Source organism: Flavobacterium sp. (assembly GCF_013822155.1).
Lineage (GTDB): Bacteria > Bacteroidota > Bacteroidia > Flavobacteriales > Flavobacteriaceae > Flavobacterium.
In genome coordinates this window covers 1-23278 of record NZ_PNJW01000048.1, presented here as the reverse complement: position 1 = coordinate 23278, position 23278 = coordinate 1, and the positions used below count along the sequence as shown (strand labels likewise).

Here is a 23278-nt window from a genome sequence, read left to right as displayed (position 1 = left end):
ATTCAAAAAAAGGACTTTTAAATTCCCATCAAGTAATATTTTTTTATTCAAAAACTGTAGATTTCAAGTTCAAAACTTTGTATACAGATTATGCTTCAACAACAAATCTTGATCAGATTTTGCAAGATAGACAAAGAAACGAAAATGGAAAATCTGTTTATAAGAGAGATGAAAATGGAAATGTAGTACTTGGTAAAGAGAAAAAAGGAGTACCATTATCTGACGTATGGGAAATTCCATATCTAAATCCAAAAGCAAAAGAAAGAGCTGGTTATCCAACACAAAAACCAGTATTGTTATTAAATCAAATTTTAAATATCGCAACTGATGAAGGAGATTTAGTCTTAGATCCTTTCTGTGGTAGTGGGACAACTTGTGTATCTGCTAAGCTTTTAAAAAGAAATTTTATTGGAATTGACAAATCAATTGATGCTGTTAATTTGGCGAATATTAGACTTGAAGAGATGATAATTACTGAATCGAATTTATTAAATAAGGGTTCTGAAGATTACTTAGAAAAAACTGAAAAGGAACTTGCTATTTTAGCAAACCTAAATGCTTTTCCTGTTCAACGAAATATTGGCATAGATGGTTTTTTAAAGGATCATAGTGAGGGGAAGCCAGTTCCTGTTAAAATACAATCAAATTATGAAACAATTGAAGATGCTATCGAAAAAATTGAAAGAGCCTCAATTGGTAAGGATTATCCATTAAAAATTGTTATTCAAACTAGAGAAACTGAGGTTAGTAGACTTTTTGATTTTAAATCAAATGTTGAAATAATAAAATCACTAGAATTACAATCCAAGGAACTTACAAACAAAAGCACGAACGCATAATCGAGTAGACTGCCCTGCCAGAAACTAGCAGGGAGAGCCTCTCACACCACCGAGCATACGGGTGATATACTCGGCGGTTCGCAAAGAGATGGGTTGAGTTAATTTAGTATAAAACCCGCTATATTACCAGAAAGTTGTATGCTATTTTAAGAAACCCCATAATGCGACAAAATGACGATTAAACAAATAGAAAATACTTGGCGGCTAAATTTTAAAAAATCCCCTCTAATTACAGACGGGACCTTTAATCCTTCTATTGCTCGAAAAATATATTATGGACCTGATGAAGAAAGCGACTTTCCATTCAAAAAAGGTTTCCAAGATTTTAACGATAACTGCGATATTTCTGAAACGGAAAAAAATATTGACGACCTATTACAGTACCTTCATTTCATTGGTATTACTATCTCAAAAAAATCAATATCTAATGGCATAGCAAGGGGGACAACATCATTTCAAAGTATCTTAAAAAAAGCATTTTACATCTTCAAACATTTAGCGGGCTATGATGAAGAACTTGATATTGACGACCCATATCACGACAATATGGGAGACTTGTTTTTCTTTTTAAGAATAGAAGAAGGCGACAATGGTCAAGCAAAACAACTTACACTTTTTGATGAATTGGAATTGCCAGATTTTTATAATAAATACATTGACCTCCCTAATGGTTATGAGAACGATAAAACAGCCCAAAAACTTTTCGACTTAATCGAAAATTCTGATAAGTCAATTTTTCTTACTGGTAAAGCAGGAACAGGTAAATCTACATTTATTCATTATTTTACCAAGAAGACTGAGAAGAGTGTGTTATTAGTTGCATTTACAGGTATTGCTGCAATAAATATTGGTGGGCAGACAATACATTCTTTTTTTCGTTTTCCATTAAAGCCTCTTCTTCCTAACGACCCTGATATAACCATTTTCAAAGAATTTTATCAAAAGCGAAAAATTTTAGAAAAAACAGATACTATCATAATTGATGAAGTTTCAATGTTGCGTTCTGATATTTTAGAAGGTTTAGACTATTCATTGCGTATGAATGGCGGAAATCCAAACAAAATATTTGGTGGCAAACAGTTAATTTTAGTTGGTGATATTTTTCAATTACCACCTATTATTGATAATGCAGATGAAGTTGAACGAGAACTTTTTAAAATTATCTATGATAGTGAGTATTTCTTTGATAGCATTGCATATAAACAGCTAAATCCTGAAACATTTGAGTTTAGCAAGGTTCATAGGCAATCGAATGAACAGTTCATTAGATTACTTAACAAAGTTAGAGATTGTTCGATAGATAGTTTGGGAATTGACGAACTAAATAAAAGATATAATCTAAGTTATACTTCTAATCCCGAAGAATTTGTAATCACGTTAACAACCAATAACTACTTAGCTAAATCAGAGAATGTAACTAAACTCAATAGTTTACCATACAAAAGTCATTTCTTCAAAGCTAATATTATAGGCGATTTCAAGGAAGATAAATATCCTACTGACCCCGTATTAGAACTAAGAAGAAATTCACAAATAATGCTTGTGAAAAATGATAGTGCAGATAAAGGAAGGCGATGGGTAAATGGAACAATAGCAAAAGTTGAATTTCTTGATGATGAAAAAATTGAAGTACGACTTAAAGACGGTTCAGTTCAGACACTTCAAAAGGAAACGTGGGAAAACAGACAATATCAGTGGGACAAAAACAAAGGTAGTATAACATCAAAAGTAATTGGGACTTTTGAACAATACCCAATCAAACTAGCTTGGGCTATAACAATTCATAAAAGTCAGGGTTTAACATTTGACAATGTAATAATTGATTTAGGCTCTGGTGCCTTCGTAAACGGACAGCTATACACCGCTTTAAGCCGATGTAGAACACTTGAAGGTTTGACGTTAAAAAGACGTATCCAAAAAAAAGATATAATTGAAGACAAAAGACTAATTGATTTTTATCATAATCACATATTAAAAAACAGAGATAACATAGACGATAATGGCTTTTATGAAACAGAATATGCCAAATATCTTGATAGTTGGTCTCTCCATTTTGAATCATCACTAAAAGGAGAAAATGAGTATGGACAAAGTTGGAATGATTATAATGAACCTCTAGATTCTCCAATGGATTTTGAAGATTTTAAATCTAACTATTTAAGAAATCGGAATGAAAAATAAAAAAAAGCAGACAACAAATGCTTGGAAAAAAAACGGGGGTTTCGTGCTTCTATGAAAGTGAAGTGCTGAATTCTCCCAAAGCATGGGGATTGTGTATTTAATGAAATTTAGTGTTGAAAAATATCGACTTCGCAAACCCCTAAAAAGTTAGAAGCAACCATAAACTACATTTACTATGACCTTTTTTAATCAATATTCATTATCCGTAATGGGGATTATGTTTGAAATTATTGGTTCTTTTATTCTAACTATTGAAGCTTTCGGCTCGAAATGGATGGAGAAACCTCTAAAAAAGTTTATTCAATTTTCTAATTGGACAGGGAAGAGTTTCATAGCAAGTATATCAATTGTGATAATTGTTCTTATTCCTTTTACTGCGGCTGCTTTTTTTGGAAATAAAACTTGTGGTGCTTTATTGTTACCTTTTATGATTTTTGTTTTATTATTTACTCAAATTTTTGATGAACCAGAAAAGTTTGAGAAGTGGACTTTATTATCATATAACAATAAAAAGATTGGACCATTTGGGTTTATTTTGCTTTTAATTGGTAATGGTCTACAACTAATTAGCACTATTATACAAATATAAAATGGTAGCTGCTAACAGCAGTAAACGTTGCACAACCTCTTTAAAAAATTCTCCCGAAGCGTCGAGATTAAAATAAATAAAAAACAACCTCGTTTAGTGGATTCTATGCGGGGTTTGTTTTTTAGTCTTCTGAAAACTACTATATTTACTTTATTATTGATTAAAATCAATTCGGGATGGGGTTTGAGGGGCTGAGGTTAGTGATAATTTGGACGACCTGAGTTTCAAAAGACAAACTTTTGTATATTTGAAAAAAGTTAGAAATGACAACAAGAGAAAACATATTAAAAACGCTAAAATCCAATAAGCGAGAGCTTTCGAAGTTTGGTATTCGAAATGTTGGTTTATTTGGTTCATACATCCGTAATGAACAATCTAGCGAGAGTGATATTGATTTGTTGATTGATTTTGAACCTGAAAAAGAAAACTTTGACAACTTTATGGCTGTTTATGATTTGTTTGAAAAAATATTCAAAAACGAAAAAATAGAAGTTGTAACCCTGAATGGTTTGAGTCCCTACATTGGGCCAAAAATCTTAAATGAAGTTCAATATGTTTAAAGAGCCAAAAGAATATCTTAAACATATTCAGGACGAATGCTTATTCATTATTTCTGTTAGCGAAAACTTGTTGTTTGAAGATTTCATGGAAGATGAAACGTTGAAAAGAGCCGTTGTTAGAAGTTTAGAAATTATTGGGGAAGCAACAAAGAAAATTCCGGCTGACTTTAAAGAAAAATGGAATACTTTTCAATGGAAAAATATGGCTGGAATGCGTGACAGATTGATTCATGATTATATGGGAGTTAATTATGCCATAGTTTGGGATGTTATGAAAAATAAAATTCCAGCTATGAATAAACAACTTTCTGAATTCCTAAATGGAGAATAAAAATGAGGTAATAGTAGTTGCTGTTGCAAACTTCTTTTAAAAAACTTAATTTTCAGCTTACTTATAAAAACCAATATATTTACTTTATTATTGATTAAAATCAGTTCGGGATGGGGTTTGAGAGGCTGATACTGGCGATTATTATTCCAAACAACTCCGAAAAACGAAACAGGTAACATTTATACTAAATCAACTCACTATGCTCACGAATATCAATCCAAAATTACCAATGCGTGATAAAATTGTAACGAAGGATTTTTATGTAAATCTGTTGCGTTTTGAAGTGCTTGGTGACTATGACGATTATTTAATTATTGGAAAAGACGCCATAGAAATTCATTTTTTTCAATTTACACAACTTGACCCAAAAGAAAACTACGGACAAGTTTATATTCGAACAAACGAAATTGATAAACTTTATCAATCGCTTTTAGACCGCAAGGTAGTAATTCACCCAAACGGCCATTTAAACACAAAACCTTGGGGACAAAAAGAATTTGCGTTACTTGATCCAGACAACAACTTGCTGACATTTGGACAAGCAACAAATTTTTAAAATAGAATTAGATGCAATTTAGAATTGAAGACATTGCTAATACTTTTTCGAATGATAAATTTTCGTTATTAGTATATTTACTTTATTATTGATTAAAATCAGTTCAGTAAGTTTACAGTAACACTAATGCTTTTAATCAGCTTTAATGGAGTCCAGAAACCATTTATAAACGGGGTGTATCTGAAAAACCAAAAGAGTAAGCAACTAAACTTTAAAATTATGAGTACAAAATCTTTAAAAGTAGTTCTTACATTATTCTTTTTGTTTGTTCTTTTTGTTTCAAGCCTTTCATTTGCTTGTACAAGAGTAGTTTATCAGGGCCCAAACGGTACAATATTTACGGCTCGTTCCATGGATTGGAAGGGCGATATTCCGGCCAATCTTTGGATTTTTCCAAGGGGGATGAATCGTAATGGTGAATCAGGAAGCACCTCCGTGAAATGGAAATCAAAATACGGAAGTGTCATCACGAGCTCGTGGGATATCACTTCCTCGGATGGAATGAATGAAAAAGGATTAGTTGGAAATTTGTTGTGGTTATCAGAATCTGTTTATCCGAAATTTGAAAAGAATAAAGATAAACCGGGGCTTGCTGTTTCTCTATGGTTACAGTATGTTTTGGATAATTTTGCAACGGTTAGCGAAGCCGTTGATTTTTTGAGAAAAGAGCAGTTTGTTGTTGCATCTTCTCATATTCCCGGAACTGATATTTTTGCAACGGTTCATTTATCGCTATCTGATTCATCCGGAGACAACGCTATTTTTGAATATATAAATGGAAAATTAGTGATACATCATGACCGATCTTTTGTAACCATGACCAACTCCCCTATTTTTGAAGAACAATTAGCTATCAATGCCTATTGGAAAGGAATTCCGGGAACCATCACGCTCCCCGGAACAAACAGAGCGGCAGACCGATTTACAAGAGCAGCTTATTACATCGATGCAATTCCTAAAACAGATAATACAAGAGTTGCCTTGCCCAGTGTTTTTAGCGTTATCCGAAATTGTTCCGTTCCGCTTGGTATTTCTTCAGAAACTGAGCCCAATATTTCTTCAACGCGATGGAGAACCGTTGCCGATCAAAAGAACTTGGTTTACTATTTTGATAATGTTTTAAACCCGAATGTGGTTTGGGTAGAATTCAGCAAAATAGATTTTTAGTGAAAAAGGAAAAGTGAAAAAACTAAGTTTAGATAACAATGAAAACTACTCAGGAGAAGCTTCAATGAATTTTAAAATCACTGAACCGTTTCAATTTGCTCCAATTTAATTGAAAAGCTAAGTTGCTTGTGGTGAAGTGAGGTTGAAGGAGAAAAGGTTGAAGTAACTATTATAACATAAAAAAGGTAGTCCGTTTGGACTACCTTTTGTCATTTGTATAAAACTTTAAGGTTAAGCTAAATCAAATCGGTCAAGGTTCATGACTTTGTTCCATACGGCCACGAAATCTTTTACAAATTTTTCTTTGTTGTCGTCTTGTGCATAAAATTCTGCATATCCACGCAAAATGGAATTTGAACCAAACACTAAATCTACTCTGGTGGCTGTCCATTTTGTTGCTCCGGTTTTTCTGTCTACAATATTGTAAAGATTAGAGGCAACCGGTTTCCATGCATTGTTCATGTCTGTTAAATTCACAAAGAAATCATTAGATAAAACACCTACTCTATCGGTAAAAACACCATGCTTAGTTCCGCCAAAGTTGGTTCCTAAAACTCGCATCCCTCCTATTAACACGGTCATTTCCGGTGCTGTTAGTCCTAAAAGTTGCGTTTTGTCTAATAACATTTCTTCAGGGTTAACTACATAATCTTTTTTCTGCCAGTTTCTAAAACCATCGTGAAGCGGTTCTAAAACTTCGAACGATTCTACATCAGTCATTTCTTGTGTAGCATCTCCACGACCGGGGCTGAAAGGTACTGCAACGTTCACACCGGATTGTTTTGCTGCTTTTTCAACAGCGGCAGTTCCACCTAAAACAATCAAATCAGCCATGCTTACTTTTTTAGCTAATCCGCTTTGGATTTCAGCAAGCTTAGTCAATACTTTTTGTAAACGTTCAGGTTCGTTAGCTTCCCAATCTTTTTGAGGAGCTAATCGAATGCGAGCTCCGTTTGCACCGCCTCTAAAATCAGAACCTCTAAAAGTTCGGGCACTGTCCCAAGCGGTATTGATTAATTCTGCTTGCGATAAACCACTGTTTAGTAATTTCTCTTTTAATTCTTGAATTTCTGTTTCAGATAAGGTGTAATCAACCGTTGGAATTGGGTCTTGCCAAATCAAATCTTCTGTTGGAGCATCGGCACCAAGGTATCTGTTTTTCGGACCTAAATCACGGTGGGTTAATTTGAACCAAGCTCTGGCAAAAACGTCATTGAAATAAGCAGGGTCATTTCTGAATCGTTCAGAAATTTTTCTGTATTCAGGATCTACTTTTAAAGCCATGTCAGCATCCGTCATAATTGGATTTTGACGAGCGTTTGGATTATGAGCATCGATAGGTTTGTCTTCTTCTCTGATGCTGATTGGTTCCCATTGCCAAGCTCCGGCAGGACTTTTTCTTAATTCCCATTCATGGTTAAAAAGCATTTCAAAATAACCGTTATCCCATGTAGTTGGGTTGGTTGTCCAAGCTCCTTCTAATCCACTGGTTACTGTATCTCCTGCATTTCCTTTTCCTTTTGGATTCATCCAACCAAAACCTTGGTCTTTGATGTCTCCGCCTTCAGGGCTTTCGCCTAAAAGAGAAGCATCACCATTTCCGTGTGCTTTTCCAACTGTGTGACCACCCGCGGTTAAGGCAACCGTTTCTTCATCATTCATGGCCATCCGTTTAAACGTGATTCGCATGTCATGAGCTGTTTTTAAAGGGTCAGGATTTCCATCTACTCCTTCCGGGTTCACATAAATAAGCCCCATCATCACTGCTGCCAGCGGGTTTTCAAGGTCACGTTCGCCGGAATAACGGGTTCCGTTACTTCCTGTTTTAGCTAACCATTCTTTTTCAGAACCCCAATAAACATCTTTTTCCGGATGCCAAATATCTTCACGACCACCGGCAAAACCGAATGTTTTGAATCCCATCGATTCATGGGCCATGTTTCCGGCTAAAATGAATAAATCAGCCCATGAAATTTTGTTTCCGTATTTTTTCTTAATAGGCCATAATAGTCTTCTGGCTTTGTCTAAGTTTCCATTATCAGGCCAACTGTTCAGCGGAGCGAAACGTTGATTTCCTGTGTTGCTTCCCCCTCTACCGTCAGCTACTCGATAAGTTCCGGCGGCATGCCAAGCTAACCGAATCATTAAACCTCCATAATGTCCCCAATCAGCCGGCCACCAATCTTGACTGTTGGTCATCAATGCTTTTAAATCATTTTTTAAGCCTTCTAAATCCAGTTTTTTGAAGGCTTCTGCGTAGTTGAAGTTTTCACCATTCGGATTGGTTTTTGTGTCATGTTGGTGAAGAATGTCCAAATTAAGTGATTTAGGCCACCACTCCATTACTGAATTGCTGGTTTCAGTATTGGCTCCGTGACCAAACGGACATTTTCCCGGTTGTGAATTGTTCATATTTATTATTTTAAGTTTAAATTGATTTGTTTTAAAAATTAAATATCAAAACCCAACTACCATTTAATAAAATAGTAGTTTTAATCTAATAATTTAACAATCTCAAATTTAACAAAATAAACTCGTATAATTATTAGTTTTCAATAGATAAAAACTATTGTTTTATATAAATCTGATAATAATTATGCTTCTCTTTTTTTAATAAATGGCAGAAATGCTGATTCTAAACTTAAATTCACTATCTTGTAAAAATACTAAATTTTTAAAAAAATGAATACATCAAAAATTATAGGAGCGATTTTAATTATTATCAGTTTGGGAATTGGCTATATAGGTTCAACTAAGATTGCTGACAATTCGAAATCGGTGAATTTATTGGGTTTAAAAATTGATGCTTCTAACGAATCTGGCAAACAAGAAGGCTATTTATATTTAGGACTTGCTGTTGTACTTTTTGCAGGTGGAATTTATACCCTTACTAAATTGAAAAAATAATTTTGAAAACCATCAGTAACTTATTACTTTTACCATTCAAAAAATCAATTTATGTCAAACACCATTGCTTCGCTTAAAAACGTAAACATTTCGCAAGAAAATAACATGATTTTGAAAAACATCAACTTAGATGTGAAACGTGGTGATTTTATTTATGTGATTGGAAAAACAGGTTCCGGGAAAAGTAGTTTTATGAAAACACTTTATGCTGATTTACCATTAACCAACGGCGAAGGTTTTATAGTTGACTTTGATTTGGCTAAACTTAAAGAGAATGACATTCCGTATTTGAGAAGAAAAATAGGTATCGTTTTTCAAGATTTCAAATTACTGCCGGACCGAAGTGTATATGACAATTTAGAATTTGTTTTGAAAGCTACTGGCTGGACAGAAGCAGCTGAAATGAAGCAAAAAATTGATGAAGTAATGGAAAAAGTAGGCATGAAATCAATGCTTCACAAAATGCCTCATCAACTATCGGGTGGAGAACAACAACGGGTTGCCATTGCCAGAGCCTTATTAAACGATCCGGAAATAATTCTAGCGGATGAACCCACCGGAAACCTTGACCCGCAAACCAGTGTGGAAGTGATGGAAGTATTGCGAAAAATCAATCAAAACGGAAAAACGATTATCATGGCAACACATGATTATGCGTTGATTATGAAATTTCCATCCAAAACGTTGAAATGCGAAGACAGCACTATTTTTGAAGTGGTGCAAAGAACGGTTTAGTACTCACATATTTTGCTAACAGCAGTAAAGTAAACGGATAAGTTATCAGGTGAAATCTATCGCCTTGATCACTTGATATACCTGATATTCCTATAATATAAAGTATCAAAAGCCCTGCGAAAAGCAAAAAGGTATCTTTTCTATAATACTTCCAAACGGACAACAAAGCCAGCACGATTCCTAAACCCGTCATTAATCGATTTTGGTATTTAGAAATCCAAGATAAAATAGTTTGGTTGGTCTCAAAATCGGGATTTCCCTTTACGTTTGAATACCCTTTGATGCAAATGGAACCGGTGGCTGAATTCCACATAAAATTGTGACTATACGCTTTTATCAAATTCCATTTGTTGTTCAATACTTGTTCTTTTATATCCGCATTTGCAATTTGTTTTTGCTCATGGGCTTTGTGAGTGAACAAATATTCCGCTCTCGGATTCTTGATTTGATTGTACTCTACTCCTTTTCTATAACAATCTGCTTTTGAAAACAGGTAATTATAAAACGTCACACTATCAATATAACTAATCGTAAAATCGCCAAACTGGTGTTTCAAACCTGCCGCTTGAACAAAACATAAAACCACAGAAGCATATAAAAAAACCATAACTTTTTGTTTATAGTGCGAAAAAAGTGTTTTGGCAAAATAGAGTAGCATTAGTATTGCAAAAAACTTACTGGCCGGTTTGATTAACATACTTAAAACGATGATGGAAAGAGCAAATACGAGCCATTTAAAAACCTTCGTTTGATTATACTTTTGAATAAAATAAAACCCTGAAATCAGGAAAAAAAGAAAAGGGGTTTCTGCTAATAAATGAAAATTAAACAACGCATTGCTGACAAAGAAAACAAAACAAAGTGATATCAAAAATGCGATTTTCTTACTTACATAAGTTTGAAGTAATTCAAATAAAATTAAAATAGTAGCTAACCATAAAAAAACATTAATATAAATCGCAATGCCATACAAATCAAAGGCAGAAGCTCCAAATAATAGTGGAAAACCATAAATGGCCGCCATCAGCATTGGTCGATAACAATGGCCGCGAAAATATAAATAGAAATTAGTGGCAGACAAGTTATAATCACCGGCGTCAGGATATATCAAGGTTTGAGCAGAAATATCCAACATTGCTGATAAAAACAACAACCAAAGCAATCCAAAGGCCAGCAATAGAAAATGGAATTGGTATTTTTGAAAAAAAAGAATCATATTTTTAATTAAAAAAAACGCCTATTGGTTGAAAAAAGCTAAATTGCTGCTTTAAAAATAATAGTCAAAAATAGGTTATTATTTTCAATTGTATGGAAAACCAAAGCAATCCCAAAAAATTATCGATTATTATTCCTGCCTACAATGAAGGAAGGACGATTCATTTGATTTTAAACAAAATTAAGGACGTTGTGTTGCCTGAGGCTGTTTTGAAAGAAATCATTGTAGTGAATGACTGCTCAACCGATGAAACCGAAGCAACATTATTAGCCTATCAATTTAATAATCCGGAATTTGTCATTCATTATTACAAGCATGACATAAACAAAGGAAAAGGTGCCGCAATTCACACCGGAATTTCAAAAGCTACCGGTGATTTCATCCTCATTCAGGATGCTGATTTGGAATATGATCCGGAAGAATATACTGTTTTATTAAAACCAATGCTAGGCGGTCATGCTGACGTGGTTTATGGTTCGCGGTTTATGGGAGGAAAACCCCATCGGATTTTATTTTTCTGGCATACCATTGGCAATCGGTTTTTAACTTTCCTATCAAATATGTTCAGTAATTTGAACTTGACCGATATGGAAACGTGTTACAAATTGTTTGATGCTGCCCTTCTAAAATCACTTTCTTTACATGAAAATCGTTTTGGGTTTGAACCTGAAGTCACTCAAAAAATAGCTCGCATTCCCAAAATTCGAATTTATGAAGTAGGCATTTCCTATTACGGAAGAACGTATGAAGAAGGTAAAAAAATCAATTGGAAAGATGGTTTTTGGGCAATTTGGTGTATTTTTAAATATGGATTATTAAGACTTTAATATGCTATCCATTTTAATTCCGACGTATAATTATGCTATTCTTGCACTTGTAAAAAATGTGCATCAACAATGCTTAGAGGCACAAATTCCTTTTGAAATCATTTGTTTGGATGACCAATCTAATAATGATTATCAAATTGAAAATCAAGTTATTTCAACTTTACCCAACTGTATTTATAACGTTAACCAAACCAATGTCGGACGGACGCGAACACGGCAACGATTGGCAGAACAAGCAAAATATGATTGGTTATTATTTTTAGATGCAGATGTGATTCCCGTTACTTCCGCTTTTATCCAACATTATATCGATGCTATACAACCGAACACCGTTATTTTTGGTGGCTATCAATATGAAAAGGAATCAACTGATGCTTCAAAAATTTTAAGGTATCGCTATGGAAAGGAGCGAGAAGAAAAATATGCTTCTGAACGAAATAAAAATCCCTATACCTACGTGTTTTCAGGAAATATGTTAGTTCCAAAATCAATTTTTTTAAACTTTAATTACCAAGCCAACGAGAAAAATTATGGCATGGATATTTATTTTGGATATCAACTATATCAACAACATATTTCTGTGCTTCATCTTGATAACCCAATCCTTCATTTAGGATTAGAAACAAATGAAGTTTATTTTCAAAAAGCGTTGCAAGGAGTTGAATCCCGAAAAAAATACCTTCTTCATGAAAAAGGTGTGGACCAAATGAATCCTTTAGTGCAAGCTTATTCCAAACTGAAAAAACTGGGATTAACAAAATTAGTAGCAGTTGGTTTTAAAATGGTAGCTCCCTTTTTAAAGAGAAATATATTGAGTACAAATCCAAAATTAGTTTATTTTGATATCTATCGCTTAGGTTATCTTTGCTCATTAGAATAATTCAATAGTCATGAAACCCATATTTTCTATAATTATTCCGCTTTTCAATAAGGAAAAAGAAATTCAACAAACGCTTGAAAGTGTGTTGAATCAATCTTTTGTTGATTTTGAAGTGATTATCATTAATGACGGGTCAACGGATAAAAGTGAACAAATTGTAAATTCGTTTTCCGATGACCGGATTTTGCTGATTTCAACTGACAACAAAGGTGTTTCACAAGCGAGAAACTTCGGAATTAACTATGCTAACGGTGAAATTATTGCCTTCTTAGATGCTGATGATTATTGGTTTCCAAACCATTTAGAAACATTATTTCAATTGTTTCAGCAATTTCCTGAGGCCGGATTACTGGCCACTAATTATGAGTTTTATTTTTCCGAGCACTCTATCGTAAAACCTACTTTTGATGATCTTCCAAAAGAGAATTGGAGCGGAATCGTTACTGACTTTTTCAAATCAAGCATGACCTATCGCTTAGCGTGGACCAGTGCCGTTGCCGTTCCGAAAACTATTTTAGATAAAATTGGTTACTTTGATGAAACAATTACCCTGGGTGCAGGAGAAGATACCGATTTATGGATTCGAATTGCCATTAACTATCCGGTGGCTTTTTCTACTGAAATTTCTGCCCGATATAATATGACGGCTCAAAATAAAATTAGTTTCAGCGATACCACAAAACGAAACTTTGCCCGATTGGATAAGTTTTATCAACAAGAAAAAGAAAATCCTTCCCTCAAGAAATTTTTAGATTTGTACCGTGTTGTTTATGCTCTTAAACATAAATTAGCCGGTGATGAAAAGAATTTTGCGTTTTATTATTCCGCGATAGCGATGGAAAATTGCCCTTTGAAAAACAAAATCTTGTTGAAGTTGCCTGCTTTTGTTTTAAAAAGACTTTTTGTAATTGGACGGTTGTTGAATTCAAACAAAATGTATTTCAATTTCTACACCCGCTTATTTAAGTCCTGATTTTTGATAAACGCCAAAAATACTATCAGCTTCACCCACTCTTTCAACAAACTCTTCTTCTTTATTAATCAAATAAGCGAGTAGTTGATTTGTCTCTTCGTCATTTTTTAAGAAATTATGAGCGATGCCTTTCAAGAGAATATGCAGAATATTCCAACCTAATTTTTTTTCTTCCAACACTTTAAAATTGTTCTGCAAGGCATTTTTTAAACGAGCCGAATCAGGAGCTTCGGAAGGATCTACTAAAAGCATCCGGATTAATCCCGGTCGATAAACTTTCCGCTTAACGGATTTGCCATCGATGAGCGTTTTATATTTTTTGGGGAGTTCTTTTAGTAAATCATTCGCAAAATCAAGTTGCTCTTTTTTCCATTGCAAACGATTGGGGCCACAAAATTCATTAGCTACTAAAATTCCCTCTGTTTTTAATAGTGGTGAAATTTCGTTTTTTAAAAACCCATTGATGTCATTAAAATGATGCAAACTGGAATCGAATAAAATTAAATCAAACGATTCATTATTAAAATTCATTTGATGAAAATCACCGGCTAAATAGTCAATTTTTAAGTTGTTTTCTATAGCCGACTGTTTGGCTCGTTCAATTCGGTCTTTAGAAATATCTACACCGATTACTTTTGAAAACAGTCCGGAAACAGCAAATTTACGTTCGTGTTTTCCTTCGCCGCAACCAATTGATAATAAGGATAAATTAGTTTTGTTGTGAAAGTATTTTTGAACAACATACGATTCATAACTCACTTCCGGATTACCGGAAATCAAAGTATTCCAATGTTGTTGCAAGGCCGGAATAATCCAAAAATCAGAAGAAGATTGGTATTGATTCCACTTTGCTGAAACCCGTTTGTTTTTAGATAAATTGAAAAGGGAAGCCAATTGCAGAAATCCTTTTTGTTTCACTTTATAGTAAACATCAAGGAAGTCTCCCACAGAAACTAATGAGGTTTCTTTTGTCATTTCGGTTATTTTGAATTGCAAAAATCGATGAAATCCCGAATGTAATCTGCCTCTTCAAACACGTCTGAAGCCACTACTAAACAAACGGAACCCGAAGAAAAGTTTTTCAATTCCCGCCAAATTCCTTCATTAATCAATAAGCCTTCAAAAGGTTTGTTTAAAGTAATTGTCTTTTCTTTTTTTCCATCGTTTAGAATTACATCAAAACTTCCGCTAAGAGCCACCAAAAACTCTTTTTGTTGAACATGCGAATGTCCGCCACGCTCAGCACCACTTGGTACATCATATAAATAGTAAACACGTTTCATTTCAAAAGGCAACACGTTTTTTTCTATGACAGATAAATTGCCACGCGGATCTTCAATTTTTGGTATAGCTATAAGTTGAAAAGACAAAATAGTTTATTTTTAATTTTGATTTACAAATCTAAGGGATTAAGTAATTAGAGTGCCTTATTTTTTAAAAATTGTTTCCTTCCATTGTAAAATGACTTGTTCAAATCGATGTTTTTCTAACGAATGCAACGTGTTTGCTTTACAAAATTTCAATAATTCCGGTTCCAAAACAAATCGATTCATGGCAATCGTTAATTTTTCAATGTTTTGATTTTCTACTAATAACCCATTTTGTTCCTGCTGAATGATTTCGTTTGGTCCTGATTCACAATCAAACGAAATAACAGGTGTTTCACAAGCCAAAGCTTCTATCAATACATTAGGATAACCTTCATTTCGGCTGGAAAGGACTAAAAATTGAGCTTGCTTCATGAAGGCATACGGATTTTTTTGAAACCCTTTGAAATGTACAAATGAAGTAAGGTTAGCTTTTGCTACAATCAATTCTAATTTAGATTTAAACATGCCGTCACCAAGAAAAAAAAGGTGAATGTTTTGTGCCGGTAATTGAGAATCAGCATAACTTTCGAGTAATTTATCAAATTGCTTGATGTTGTCTTCCTCCATTCTGCCTACCGCTAAAATGAACTTTTCAGTCATTAAAAGAGGTTGTACACTTTTTGTTTCTATTTCATCAAAATCTAATGGATTGGAAATAGTGACTACGTTTTTGAGCGAGTACTTTTGTTCAATTTTATGTTGAATAGCTTTAGAAACCGTAACAATTTTATAGGCATTTCGATAAATCAGTTTCGCCAAAAAATCAGTTTTAGGAAAGTAATAATCCAATTCAAAACTATGCACCGTTGGAATATAGCGGCAATTGAAAACAAATTGATTAAGCAACCATTCCATGAACGGTTTATTGCGAACCCGAAAATCAATTAAATAATCCAATTGATTCTTTTGAATGTATTTTTTTAAAATCAAGAATCGATTAAATCGGTTGAAAAAACCCTTTTTGTGCTTGCTTAAGTCTACTAAATTTCCTTTGTATTCAAAATCAATAGTTGAATTGACCAGGATAGTATGCACTTCAAACCCTGCCTTTTCGAAGCCAATGGAATACAAAGCAAGGATTTTTCCTGCTCCGCCATGAGCTAAGCTGGTTCCTAACAATCCAATTTTAATTTTCTTATCTTGCAATCGTTTTTGTTTAAATTCATACAAATATAATCGATTCATGCGAATCTTATTGATAGGCGAATACAGCCGTTTGCATAATTCTTTAAAAGAGGGACTTTTGACACTTGGTCATGAAGTTACTTTAGTGAGTGATGGTGATGATTTTAAAAATTATCCCAACGATTTGTCGTATGATGCGAAATGGAGTAAATCAAAACTTTTATACTATCCGCGAAGAGCTTTGCACAAATTCTTTAAGATTGATATTGCTTCTATTGAACGTGGTATTCGGTTTTATTTTTTACTTCCTAAACTGAAAAAGTTTGAGGTGATTCAGTTCATTAATGAAGCATCTATTAATACCATTGCATCCTTTGAGATTTATTTGATTCAAAAACTGCTTTTGCATAATAACAAATTGTTCTTACTCTCCTCAGGTGCCGATGCCGTGAATGTGCAATATATGCTAGATAAAAAGTTTAAGTACTCTATACTTACTCCCTATCTGGAAGAACAAAAAGCAAGTAATGAATATCCTTATATACTGCGGTATGTTTCTAAAAGTCATTTGAAGTTACATGATTTTTTGTATCAAAACAGTAACGGTGTCATTGCCACTGATTTCGATTATGCAATTCCGTTAGAAGGAAATTCAAAGTATCTCGGATTGATTCCAAATCCAATCAACTGTGCTAAAATTGATTTTATTCCTATGGAAATAAAAGATAAAGTTGTTTTGTTTTTAGGTATCAACAGGCACAACTATGTCAAAAAAGGAATTCACTTTTTTGAAGAAGCGTTGAAGATCATTGATGAAAAATATGCTGCTAAAGTTGAAATCATCATTACGGAAAACATCCCTTATGAGAAATATATTCAGTTATATAACAAAGCTCATATTCTTTTAGATCAAGTTTATGCCTACGATCAAGGATACAACGCGTTAGAAGCTATGGCAAAAGGAAAAGTTGTTTTTACCGGAGCCGAACAAGAATTTGTTGATTATTATCAGCTAACAGAGCGAGTTGCTATCAATGCTTTACCGGATGTGCATGAATTGGTAAAAGAATTATCATTTTTAATTGAAAATCCGCAGGAAATTATCAGGATTGGGAAAAATGCACGAGCTTTTGTTGAAAAGGAACATGATTATGTGAAGATTGCCGAGAAGTATTCTGAAACTTGGAATAGCAATTAATTTCTTTTAGAAAAAAGAGTATTTCTAAACATCCAAAACACCAAACAGAACGTTATAAAATTGGCAATACAATACGCTTGTAATGCACCCGTTACAGCTGATTTTTGTATCATAAAATAGGACAAAACAAAATAAGAAATATTAAAAAGCAGTTCGACTGCAATATATCTTTTCATCATCGTTTTGACTAAAATCTGATAGCCGAAAGCGAGGGTTAATAGCCTTAAGAAATCACCGGACAACTGCCAAAACAACAACGTTTTTACTTCCTGAAATTCTTCCGTTAAAGCGATTTGAATTAATAGGTCTTTTAAAAAGAAGAACAACAAAACCAACAACATAAAAATTGGAATTATCGTTTTAAAGTAATTTTTCAATTCACTTTTAAACGCTGCATTTGTATGAATGGATGCCAACTTTGGAATGTAATAGAATGAAAGTCCGGTTGTAAAAAACAACATATAAAATCCAGATACTCTGTTTACTGCATCCCAAATCCCGGCTTGTTGAATGGAATGATAATCAATAATCAGGTTTCGTATTAAAATAAAATTCAAAGGCACAATGATTCCGCTTAACAAAGCCATAATTGAAAAATCACGAACTACTGAAAGATGCTTTTTGGCTATAATGTATTGCAAATCAAATTGCAGAAAAGCTTTGTTTTGAAAAGCAACAAATAATACAATTAAGAAAAGTATAAAATCTGCCAAAGCAATCGCTATAAAAGCACCTTCCAGGCGATGGTAATATATTAATGAAACAGTTGCGATGAAAACCACAACAGATGATACAATTTGTAGAAAAACAATTTTCTTAAACCACAACAATCCATTAAAAACAGAAGTCATAAACGATTGCAACGCAACAAATGGCAATATCAATCCGAAAATTTTAATGTAGAAAGCATACGCATCATTCCGCAACACAAAATAACTAATTGGTTCAGAAAACAAAATGATTAGTATCCCTAAAAGAACAGAAACTATAATGAAAAGCCAAAAGAAAGTAGAAATCACCACAGACGACTCTTTTTTATCTTCTTTATTTTCGACAAATAATTTTATTAAAGACTGAGAAAAACCATTCGTTGATAACGATTTAAAAAGTGTTGTGAAGTTTCTGAAACTGCCGGTTAAAGCCATTCCTGAAGTGCCTAAATAGACAGAAATTACTTTTAAAGAAACGATGCCCAGTATAAAATTGACAATCACTGAAATGGAATTCAGGGAAAGTACTTTGAGTAGCGTATTTCTTTTTATGAAACTTAGCACGGTAATTCTCTAATGACATGAGCCGGATTTCCGGCCGCAATTACATTTTTAGGAATAGACTTTGTTACAACCGAACCATTTCCAATCACCGTATTTTCACCAATCGTAACTCCTTTTAAAATAGTGACATTAGAACCAATGAATACATTATTCTCTATTACTATTTCTTTTGAAATGGAGGACTCATGGCGTTTGTTACTAGCTAAATGGTGAGCATCATTGTCCATCAAGGAACAATTTGTGCCGATTAAAACATTATCTCCTATTCTGATTTTTGAAAAGGCAACAGCTGAAAAAGCATTGTTTATGGAAACATTATTCCCTATTTGAATAACACTGTTTTCGTTTCTGGCTTCTAAATAAGCATAATGAGAAAAATAATTGGGTGAGGCAACGACACCAATTTGAACATTATTGCCAAAAGAGATACTTCCTTTTCCTTTCAGCAGGAGCGGATGATAAAGGTTTGGTTTACCAACTGTGTTTTTACAATCGGATAAAAGTTTGAATTTTAAAACTCTTAACTCAACAAACAGTAGTTGCTTTATTTTATAGAATAACCCCATTAATATTGATTTAAAACTTGAATGATACTACTCACTTCCTCTTCTGTGAGCACCGGACTCATGGGTAAACTCAGAACTTCACGGTGAATTTTTTCTGTGATTGGGAAAGATAACGAATTAAATTCTTTCAATGCTTTTTGTTGATGTGGCGGAATCGGGTAATGAATCATGGTTTCGATTCCGTTTTCTTTTAAATAGTCTTGTAGTTCGGTTCTCTTTTCTGTGCGGATGACAAACAAATGAAACACATGATTGGTTGAACCATCATAAAAAGGTAAAACAATTTTATCGTTTTTAATTTCTGCTAAGTAACGATTGGCAATTTGTCTTCTTTTCTGATTATCATTAGCTAAGTTGGGTAATTTTACTTTTAGAAAGGCAGCTTGAATTTCATCTAAGCGGGAATTTATTCCGAGGTAGTCATTGACGTATTTTTTCTCTGACCCGTAATTTCGCAAAGCACGAATGATTTTGTTTAAGTCATCATCATTCGTTACCACTGCTCCACCATCGCCTAAAGAACCAAGGTTTTTGGTTGGATAAAAACTGTAGGCAGAAGGGTGATTAAAAACGGGTGATGAGAGATGGGCTCCGTGAGCTTGAGCAGCATCTTGGATGATTAACAAGTTGTGTTGCTTTGCAATCGAATCAATTTTTTCCATATCCGCTAACTGTCCGTATAAATGAACGACCAAAATAGCTTTGGTTTTGGAAGTAATTTTAGCGGCTATTAAATCCGGATTCAAATTGAAGGTTTCTAACTTGGGTTCTACTAACACCGGGACTAAATCCGTTTGTAAAATGGATAAGATGCTCGCAATATAGGTGTTTGCCGGAACGATTACTTCATCTCCCTTTTGTAATTTTCCAAGTTCGAGGTAAGCTTTGAAAATCAAGACTAAAGCCTCTAAACCATTCCCTACTCCAATGCAATGTTTGGTTCCGCAATGAGCGGCAAATTGGTTTTCAAATGATTGTACTTCGTCTCCCAGAATATACCAACCGCGTTGCATGAACTGCTCCAACTTTTCATGGAAAGCTTTTTCGTACTGTTTGTTGACTTTATGTAAATCAAAGAATTTTATCATTTTATTACTTGCTCAAGTTTAGTGAAGTTTGCTGTGTCAACTTCATAGAAATCCTGCGTTACAATTTTAGCTCCGAAACTTTCTTTCCAAAAGGAAAGACCGCCGTTTAATTTTCGCCCTTGTTCTTCATTGGAAATACCAAAATCAAAAAACGCTTTATCTTTAAATACTTCTGTCATTAAATAGTGATACATAAAATCTAACGTTCCGTATTCATTCTTAGAGGATGTGACTGAAATATATTGTGTATGAGCTACCTTTTTACTTTCGAAAATGGTGGTGCCACCCACTATTTCATTTTCTTTATACACGTTAAACTGTCGGATGTTTGATGGGAATTTATGTTTTAAAGCGGTTATTTCTTCTAAAGAATGAACCGGGTTTGCTTGGTGCTTATTTATTAAATTCGGAATTAACACCAAGTTCCAAAAAGTAGTAAAATCATTTTCTTCTTTAATTATCAATTCGTTCTTTATTCCTCTTTTTACGCCTTCCATTCTGCCTGATGCCAATTTTATTTCTTTTGATAAATCAATTACGGCTAAGGTATCGCGGCGAGACAATTTAGCTTCAGCGAGAAACAAAGCATACTTTAATTCATCTGAGAAATTATCACAATAGATAAAAGGTAATTCTTTTATATGTAGTGTTTTAATTTCGCTTACATGAAGTTGTTGCAAAATTGATTTGAAAATCAGCAGTACCTTTTCTAGTTTTAAATCTCCTTTAAAAACCAATCCGCCATAGGTTAACCCTTGGTGTGAAAAGACTTCCTCTCCTACTCTGTTTGCCGGTAAAACAGCCACCCACCCTTTTTCATCTTCTACGATGAGTGAATAATCTTCAAAGCGATCTTGGTGGTATTCCATAAAATCACGGTGAAATAAAAAAGTAGCATTTTTGGCTTGATTGATAAAATCATTCCAAATTGAATAATCAGCTGAAGTATATTTTCTTATCAGGTATTGCTGCACCGTATGACTCACTCGAATGCTTCGAGACTTTTTTTATATTCAATAAAATAGTATCTTTAAATCCCAAATCGAGGATTTATACTTTATGAAACGAAAATACAACTATTTTCTGTTATGGCTACTACATTTTTTTGCATTCTCTGTTTGGGGGCAAGAGGTTAGTTTGTATCAACAGTTTAATGGTCGGTATGATTTCACGTTTATTGGCAATACGCTAAACACGGAAGAAAACAGAGGTTTTCTGTCTCCTTGCATCATCAACACTTCTGCTACGGCTACTTTAGCGATGCAACCTGATGATGCGATTGAAAAGGTTTTTTTGTATTGGGCAGGTTCGGGGCCGGGTGATTTTGAGGTTCAATTCAACGGAATTTCCATTACGCCTGACCGAACTTTTAACCTTATTCAATCGACTTCCGGTTTAATCTTCTTTAGTGCTTTTAAAGACGTTACGGAACAAGTACTTTCTACCGGAAACGGTGACTATACGCTCTCTGAACTTGATTTGACTGAGCTTATTCCGGACTATTGCCCGAATGCTACCAACTTTGCCGGTTGGGCCATGATTATTGTGTATAAAAATGATTCGTTGCCACTGAATCAATTGAATGTGTATGACGGATTAGACTATGTAAGTTTTGGCAATAATAATTTGACTTTTGTTTTAGACAACTTGAATGTGATTGATGATATCGGAGCAAAAATCGGTTTTATCGCTTGGGAAGGTGATTCTAATCTAGCGTTTGAGGAAACGTTGCAAATCAACGGAACTATTTTGAGTAATCCGCCCTTGAATCCGGAGGATAATGCCTTTAACGGCACGAATAGCATCACGGGAAGTTCGGCCTTGTTTAATATGGATTTAGATATTTATGATATTCAAAACAACATTCAGCCCGGTGACCAATCAGCGGAAATAGCGTTGACCTCGGGTCAGGATTTTGTGATGATTAATGCCGTGGTGACTAAATTAAACAGTCAGGTGCCGGATGCGACCATTGTGATTGACAACGTTTACCTCAGTTGTAATTCCAATGAAGTAACGGTTGACTATACCGTTTATAATTTGAATGCTACCAATCCGTTGCCGGCCAACACCCCTATTGCGGTTTATGTTAACGGTGTTGTCATTGCTTCTGCTGCCACTATGAATGTGATTGCCATTGACGGAAGCGAATCAAACAGCATTACACTTCTGCTTCCGGAAGGAACAACAAATCCGTTTGAATTAGTTTTTGCGGTGGACGACATTGGTAACGGCACCGGAATTGTGATTGAAATTAGTGATGATAACAACACGGCAACGCAAGAAGTAACGTTGTTGGTTTCACCGATTATTCCTCCGTTAGCGGCTTTACAGGTTTGTAATGAAGGATTTAGTCAGGGAACTTTTGATTTAAATCCGGTGTTGAATGAATTGATGGGAACGGCCATGATTGAAGTAACTGCACATGAAACCATGGAAGAGGCAGAATCGGGGAATAATGCGATTATCTCGACCGGCAATTATCAAACGCTTACTCCCAGAACAATTTATATGCGAATTGAAAATGAACCCTGTCCGAGTATTGCTCCACTTACTTTGACGGTTGAAAATTGTCCGCCAACAGTTTATAATTTTATTTCTGCCAATGAAGACGGTTCGAATGATTTCTTTTTTGTGGATGGTTTGCGGGACATTTTTTTAAATTTTGAAATTAAGATTTTTAACCGTTGGGGATATCTTATTTGGAGAGGCAATCAAAACACGGCCGATTGGCGGGGCGAAGTGACGGAAGAAATCAAATGGAACGGAAATATTGCACCGGATGGCACTTATTTTTATGTGCTTCATTTGAATGACCCCAATTATAACAAACCGTATCAAGGGTTTTTGTATATCACGCGTTGAGTTTACTTGCTTAAACCATAGTTCTCGAAGC

At 34.3% G+C, this 23278-nt stretch carries 22 protein-coding genes and 1 pseudogene; 14 read left to right on the top strand and 9 right to left on the bottom strand.

Annotated features, from left to right (window positions below):
* The 7 genes and pseudogenes from C0512_RS11465 to C0512_RS11435 form a co-directional block, all read left to right on the top strand.
* On the top strand, window positions 1–839 hold an 839-nt coding region (locus tag C0512_RS11465), incomplete at its 5' end, for a site-specific DNA-methyltransferase (protein ID WP_290861691.1).
* 171 nt (window positions 840–1010) lie between these two features.
* Window positions 1011–3020 carry an AAA family ATPase gene (locus C0512_RS11460; protein WP_290861689.1) on the top strand — a complete coding sequence of 670 codons (2010 nt, stop codon included), beginning with the start codon at window positions 1011–1013 and terminating at the stop codon, window positions 3018–3020.
* Window positions 3021–3195: 175 nt separating this feature from the next.
* Window positions 3196–3609, top strand: coding sequence for a hypothetical protein (locus C0512_RS11455; RefSeq protein ID WP_290861687.1), 414 nt, complete (start codon window positions 3196–3198; stop codon window positions 3607–3609).
* 263 nt (window positions 3610–3872) lie between these two features.
* Window positions 3873–4169, top strand: coding sequence for a nucleotidyltransferase family protein (locus C0512_RS11450; RefSeq protein WP_290861685.1), 297 nt, complete (start codon window positions 3873–3875; stop codon window positions 4167–4169).
* On the top strand, window positions 4150–4500 hold the full coding sequence (locus C0512_RS11445; protein ID WP_290861683.1) for a DUF86 domain-containing protein: 351 nt from the start codon (window positions 4150–4152) through the stop codon (window positions 4498–4500). Before C0512_RS11450 ends, C0512_RS11445 begins: the two co-directional genes overlap by 20 nt.
* A gap of 199 nt (window positions 4501–4699) precedes the next feature.
* On the top strand, window positions 4700–5056 hold the full coding sequence (locus tag C0512_RS11440) for a VOC family protein (protein ID WP_290861681.1): 357 nt from the start codon (window positions 4700–4702) through the stop codon (window positions 5054–5056).
* Window positions 5057–5275: 219 nt separating this feature from the next.
* Window positions 5276–6332: pseudogene (locus C0512_RS11435) on the top strand (linear amide C-N hydrolase).
* Window positions 6333–6454: 122 nt separating this feature from the next.
* Here the strand turns inward: C0512_RS11435 and katG are convergent.
* A complete protein-coding gene (gene katG, locus C0512_RS11430) occupies window positions 6455–8635 on the bottom strand; it encodes a catalase/peroxidase HPI (protein WP_290861679.1) in 2181 nt (726 codons plus the stop codon).
* Between the two features lie 270 nt (window positions 8636–8905).
* Here katG and C0512_RS11425 point away from each other — a divergent pair, with 270 nt between their 5' ends.
* Window positions 8906–9130, top strand: a complete 225-nt coding sequence (locus C0512_RS11425) for a hypothetical protein (RefSeq protein ID WP_290861677.1) — start codon at window positions 8906–8908, stop codon at window positions 9128–9130.
* 51 nt (window positions 9131–9181) lie between these two features.
* Window positions 9182–9865, top strand: a complete 684-nt coding sequence (locus C0512_RS11420; protein ID WP_290861675.1) for a cell division ATP-binding protein FtsE — start codon at window positions 9182–9184, stop codon at window positions 9863–9865.
* On the opposite strand, the gene C0512_RS11415 is transcribed toward C0512_RS11420, so the two are convergent.
* On the bottom strand, window positions 9834–11081 hold the full coding sequence (locus tag C0512_RS11415) for a hypothetical protein (protein WP_290861673.1): 1248 nt from the start codon (window positions 11079–11081) through the stop codon (window positions 9834–9836). The two genes, C0512_RS11420 and C0512_RS11415, sit on opposite strands and share 32 nt — an antisense overlap.
* A 92-nt stretch (window positions 11082–11173) precedes the next feature.
* On the opposite strand from C0512_RS11415, the gene C0512_RS11410 reads away from it, so the two are divergent.
* The 3 genes from C0512_RS11410 to C0512_RS11400 are packed head-to-tail and all read left to right on the top strand — an operon-like array spanning window position 11174 to window position 13761.
* A complete protein-coding gene (locus C0512_RS11410) occupies window positions 11174–11908 on the top strand; it encodes a glycosyltransferase family 2 protein (protein ID WP_290861672.1) in 735 nt (244 codons plus the stop codon).
* Between the two features lies 1 nt (window position 11909).
* A complete protein-coding gene (locus C0512_RS11405) occupies window positions 11910–12788 on the top strand; it encodes a glycosyltransferase (protein ID WP_290861670.1) in 879 nt (292 codons plus the stop codon).
* Between the two features lie 10 nt (window positions 12789–12798).
* Window positions 12799–13761 (top strand): glycosyltransferase family A protein, encoded by a 963-nt coding sequence (locus C0512_RS11400; RefSeq protein ID WP_290861668.1) that lies wholly within the window; start codon window positions 12799–12801, stop codon window positions 13759–13761.
* On the opposite strand, the gene C0512_RS11395 is transcribed toward C0512_RS11400, so the two are convergent.
* Genes C0512_RS11395 through C0512_RS11385 form a run of 3 tightly spaced genes read right to left on the bottom strand, consistent with a single transcriptional unit; the run spans window position 13747 to window position 16316 of the window.
* Window positions 13747–14736: a class I SAM-dependent methyltransferase gene (locus C0512_RS11395; protein WP_290861667.1), complete on the bottom strand. Its 990-nt coding sequence runs from the start codon at window positions 14734–14736 to the stop codon at window positions 13747–13749. The two genes, C0512_RS11400 and C0512_RS11395, sit on opposite strands and share 15 nt — an antisense overlap.
* 5 nt (window positions 14737–14741) lie before the next feature.
* Entirely contained in the window at window positions 14742–15131 is a 390-nt protein-coding gene (locus tag C0512_RS11390; protein ID WP_290861665.1) for an FdtA/QdtA family cupin domain-containing protein, read from the bottom strand.
* A 57-nt stretch (window positions 15132–15188) separates the two neighbouring features.
* Window positions 15189–16316 carry a glycosyltransferase gene (locus tag C0512_RS11385; RefSeq protein ID WP_290861663.1) on the bottom strand — a complete coding sequence of 376 codons (1128 nt, stop codon included), beginning with the start codon at window positions 16314–16316 and terminating at the stop codon, window positions 15189–15191.
* On the opposite strand from C0512_RS11385, the gene C0512_RS11380 reads away from it, so the two are divergent.
* Window positions 16315–17454: a glycosyltransferase gene (locus C0512_RS11380; RefSeq protein ID WP_290861660.1), complete on the top strand. Its 1140-nt coding sequence runs from the start codon at window positions 16315–16317 to the stop codon at window positions 17452–17454. The genes C0512_RS11385 and C0512_RS11380 overlap by 2 nt on opposite strands.
* On the opposite strand, the gene C0512_RS11375 is transcribed toward C0512_RS11380, so the two are convergent.
* The 4 genes from C0512_RS11375 to C0512_RS11360 are packed head-to-tail and all read right to left on the bottom strand — an operon-like array spanning window position 17451 to window position 21368.
* The gene (locus C0512_RS11375; RefSeq protein ID WP_290861658.1) at window positions 17451–18728 is read right to left on the bottom strand and encodes an O-antigen translocase; all 1278 of its coding nucleotides are present in this window, start codon (window positions 18726–18728) and stop codon (window positions 17451–17453) included. The genes C0512_RS11380 and C0512_RS11375 overlap by 4 nt on opposite strands.
* Entirely contained in the window at window positions 18722–19294 is a 573-nt protein-coding gene (locus C0512_RS11370) for an acyltransferase (protein ID WP_290861656.1), read from the bottom strand. The genes C0512_RS11375 and C0512_RS11370 overlap by 7 nt, the downstream gene beginning before the upstream one ends.
* The gene (locus tag C0512_RS11365; protein ID WP_290861654.1) at window positions 19294–20382 is read right to left on the bottom strand and encodes a DegT/DnrJ/EryC1/StrS aminotransferase family protein; all 1089 of its coding nucleotides are present in this window, start codon (window positions 20380–20382) and stop codon (window positions 19294–19296) included. Before C0512_RS11365 ends, C0512_RS11370 begins: the two co-directional genes overlap by 1 nt.
* The gene (locus C0512_RS11360; RefSeq protein ID WP_290861652.1) at window positions 20379–21368 is read right to left on the bottom strand and encodes a GNAT family N-acetyltransferase; all 990 of its coding nucleotides are present in this window, start codon (window positions 21366–21368) and stop codon (window positions 20379–20381) included. The genes C0512_RS11365 and C0512_RS11360 overlap by 4 nt, the downstream gene beginning before the upstream one ends.
* Window positions 21369–21441: 73 nt before the next feature.
* Here C0512_RS11360 and C0512_RS11355 point away from each other — a divergent pair, with 73 nt between their 5' ends.
* The gene (locus tag C0512_RS11355) at window positions 21442–23247 is read left to right on the top strand and encodes a gliding motility-associated C-terminal domain-containing protein (RefSeq protein WP_290861650.1); all 1806 of its coding nucleotides are present in this window, start codon (window positions 21442–21444) and stop codon (window positions 23245–23247) included.
* Window positions 23248–23278 lie beyond the last annotated feature (31 nt).

Coding starts and splice junctions, on each gene's coding strand:
- C0512_RS11410 (WP_290861672.1), top strand. CDS start 11,174: ATGGAAAACCAAAGCAATCCCAAAAAATTATCGATTATTATTCCTGCC.
- C0512_RS11415 (WP_290861673.1), bottom strand. CDS start 11,081: ATGATTCTTTTTTTTCAAAAATACCAATTCCATTTTCTATTGCTGGCC.
- C0512_RS11455 (WP_290861687.1), top strand. CDS start 3,196: ATGACCTTTTTTAATCAATATTCATTATCCGTAATGGGGATTATGTTT.
- C0512_RS11400 (WP_290861668.1), top strand. CDS start 12,799: ATGAAACCCATATTTTCTATAATTATTCCGCTTTTCAATAAGGAAAAA.
- C0512_RS11420 (WP_290861675.1), top strand. CDS start 9,182: ATGTCAAACACCATTGCTTCGCTTAAAAACGTAAACATTTCGCAAGAA.
- C0512_RS11405 (WP_290861670.1), top strand. CDS start 11,910: ATGCTATCCATTTTAATTCCGACGTATAATTATGCTATTCTTGCACTT.
- C0512_RS11425 (WP_290861677.1), top strand. CDS start 8,906: ATGAATACATCAAAAATTATAGGAGCGATTTTAATTATTATCAGTTTG.
- C0512_RS11385 (WP_290861663.1), bottom strand. CDS start 16,316: ATGAATCGATTATATTTGTATGAATTTAAACAAAAACGATTGCAAGAT.
- C0512_RS11450 (WP_290861685.1), top strand. CDS start 3,873: ATGACAACAAGAGAAAACATATTAAAAACGCTAAAATCCAATAAGCGA.
- C0512_RS11380 (WP_290861660.1), top strand. CDS start 16,315: ATGCGAATCTTATTGATAGGCGAATACAGCCGTTTGCATAATTCTTTA.
- C0512_RS11460 (WP_290861689.1), top strand. CDS start 1,011: ATGACGATTAAACAAATAGAAAATACTTGGCGGCTAAATTTTAAAAAA.
- C0512_RS11440 (WP_290861681.1), top strand. CDS start 4,700: ATGCTCACGAATATCAATCCAAAATTACCAATGCGTGATAAAATTGTA.
- C0512_RS11355 (WP_290861650.1), top strand. CDS start 21,442: ATGAAACGAAAATACAACTATTTTCTGTTATGGCTACTACATTTTTTT.
- C0512_RS11395 (WP_290861667.1), bottom strand. CDS start 14,736: ATGACAAAAGAAACCTCATTAGTTTCTGTGGGAGACTTCCTTGATGTT.
- C0512_RS11445 (WP_290861683.1), top strand. CDS start 4,150: ATGAAGTTCAATATGTTTAAAGAGCCAAAAGAATATCTTAAACATATT.
- C0512_RS11365 (WP_290861654.1), bottom strand. CDS start 20,382: ATGATAAAATTCTTTGATTTACATAAAGTCAACAAACAGTACGAAAAA.
- C0512_RS11370 (WP_290861656.1), bottom strand. CDS start 19,294: ATGGGGTTATTCTATAAAATAAAGCAACTACTGTTTGTTGAGTTAAGA.
- katG (WP_290861679.1), bottom strand. CDS start 8,635: ATGAACAATTCACAACCGGGAAAATGTCCGTTTGGTCACGGAGCCAAT.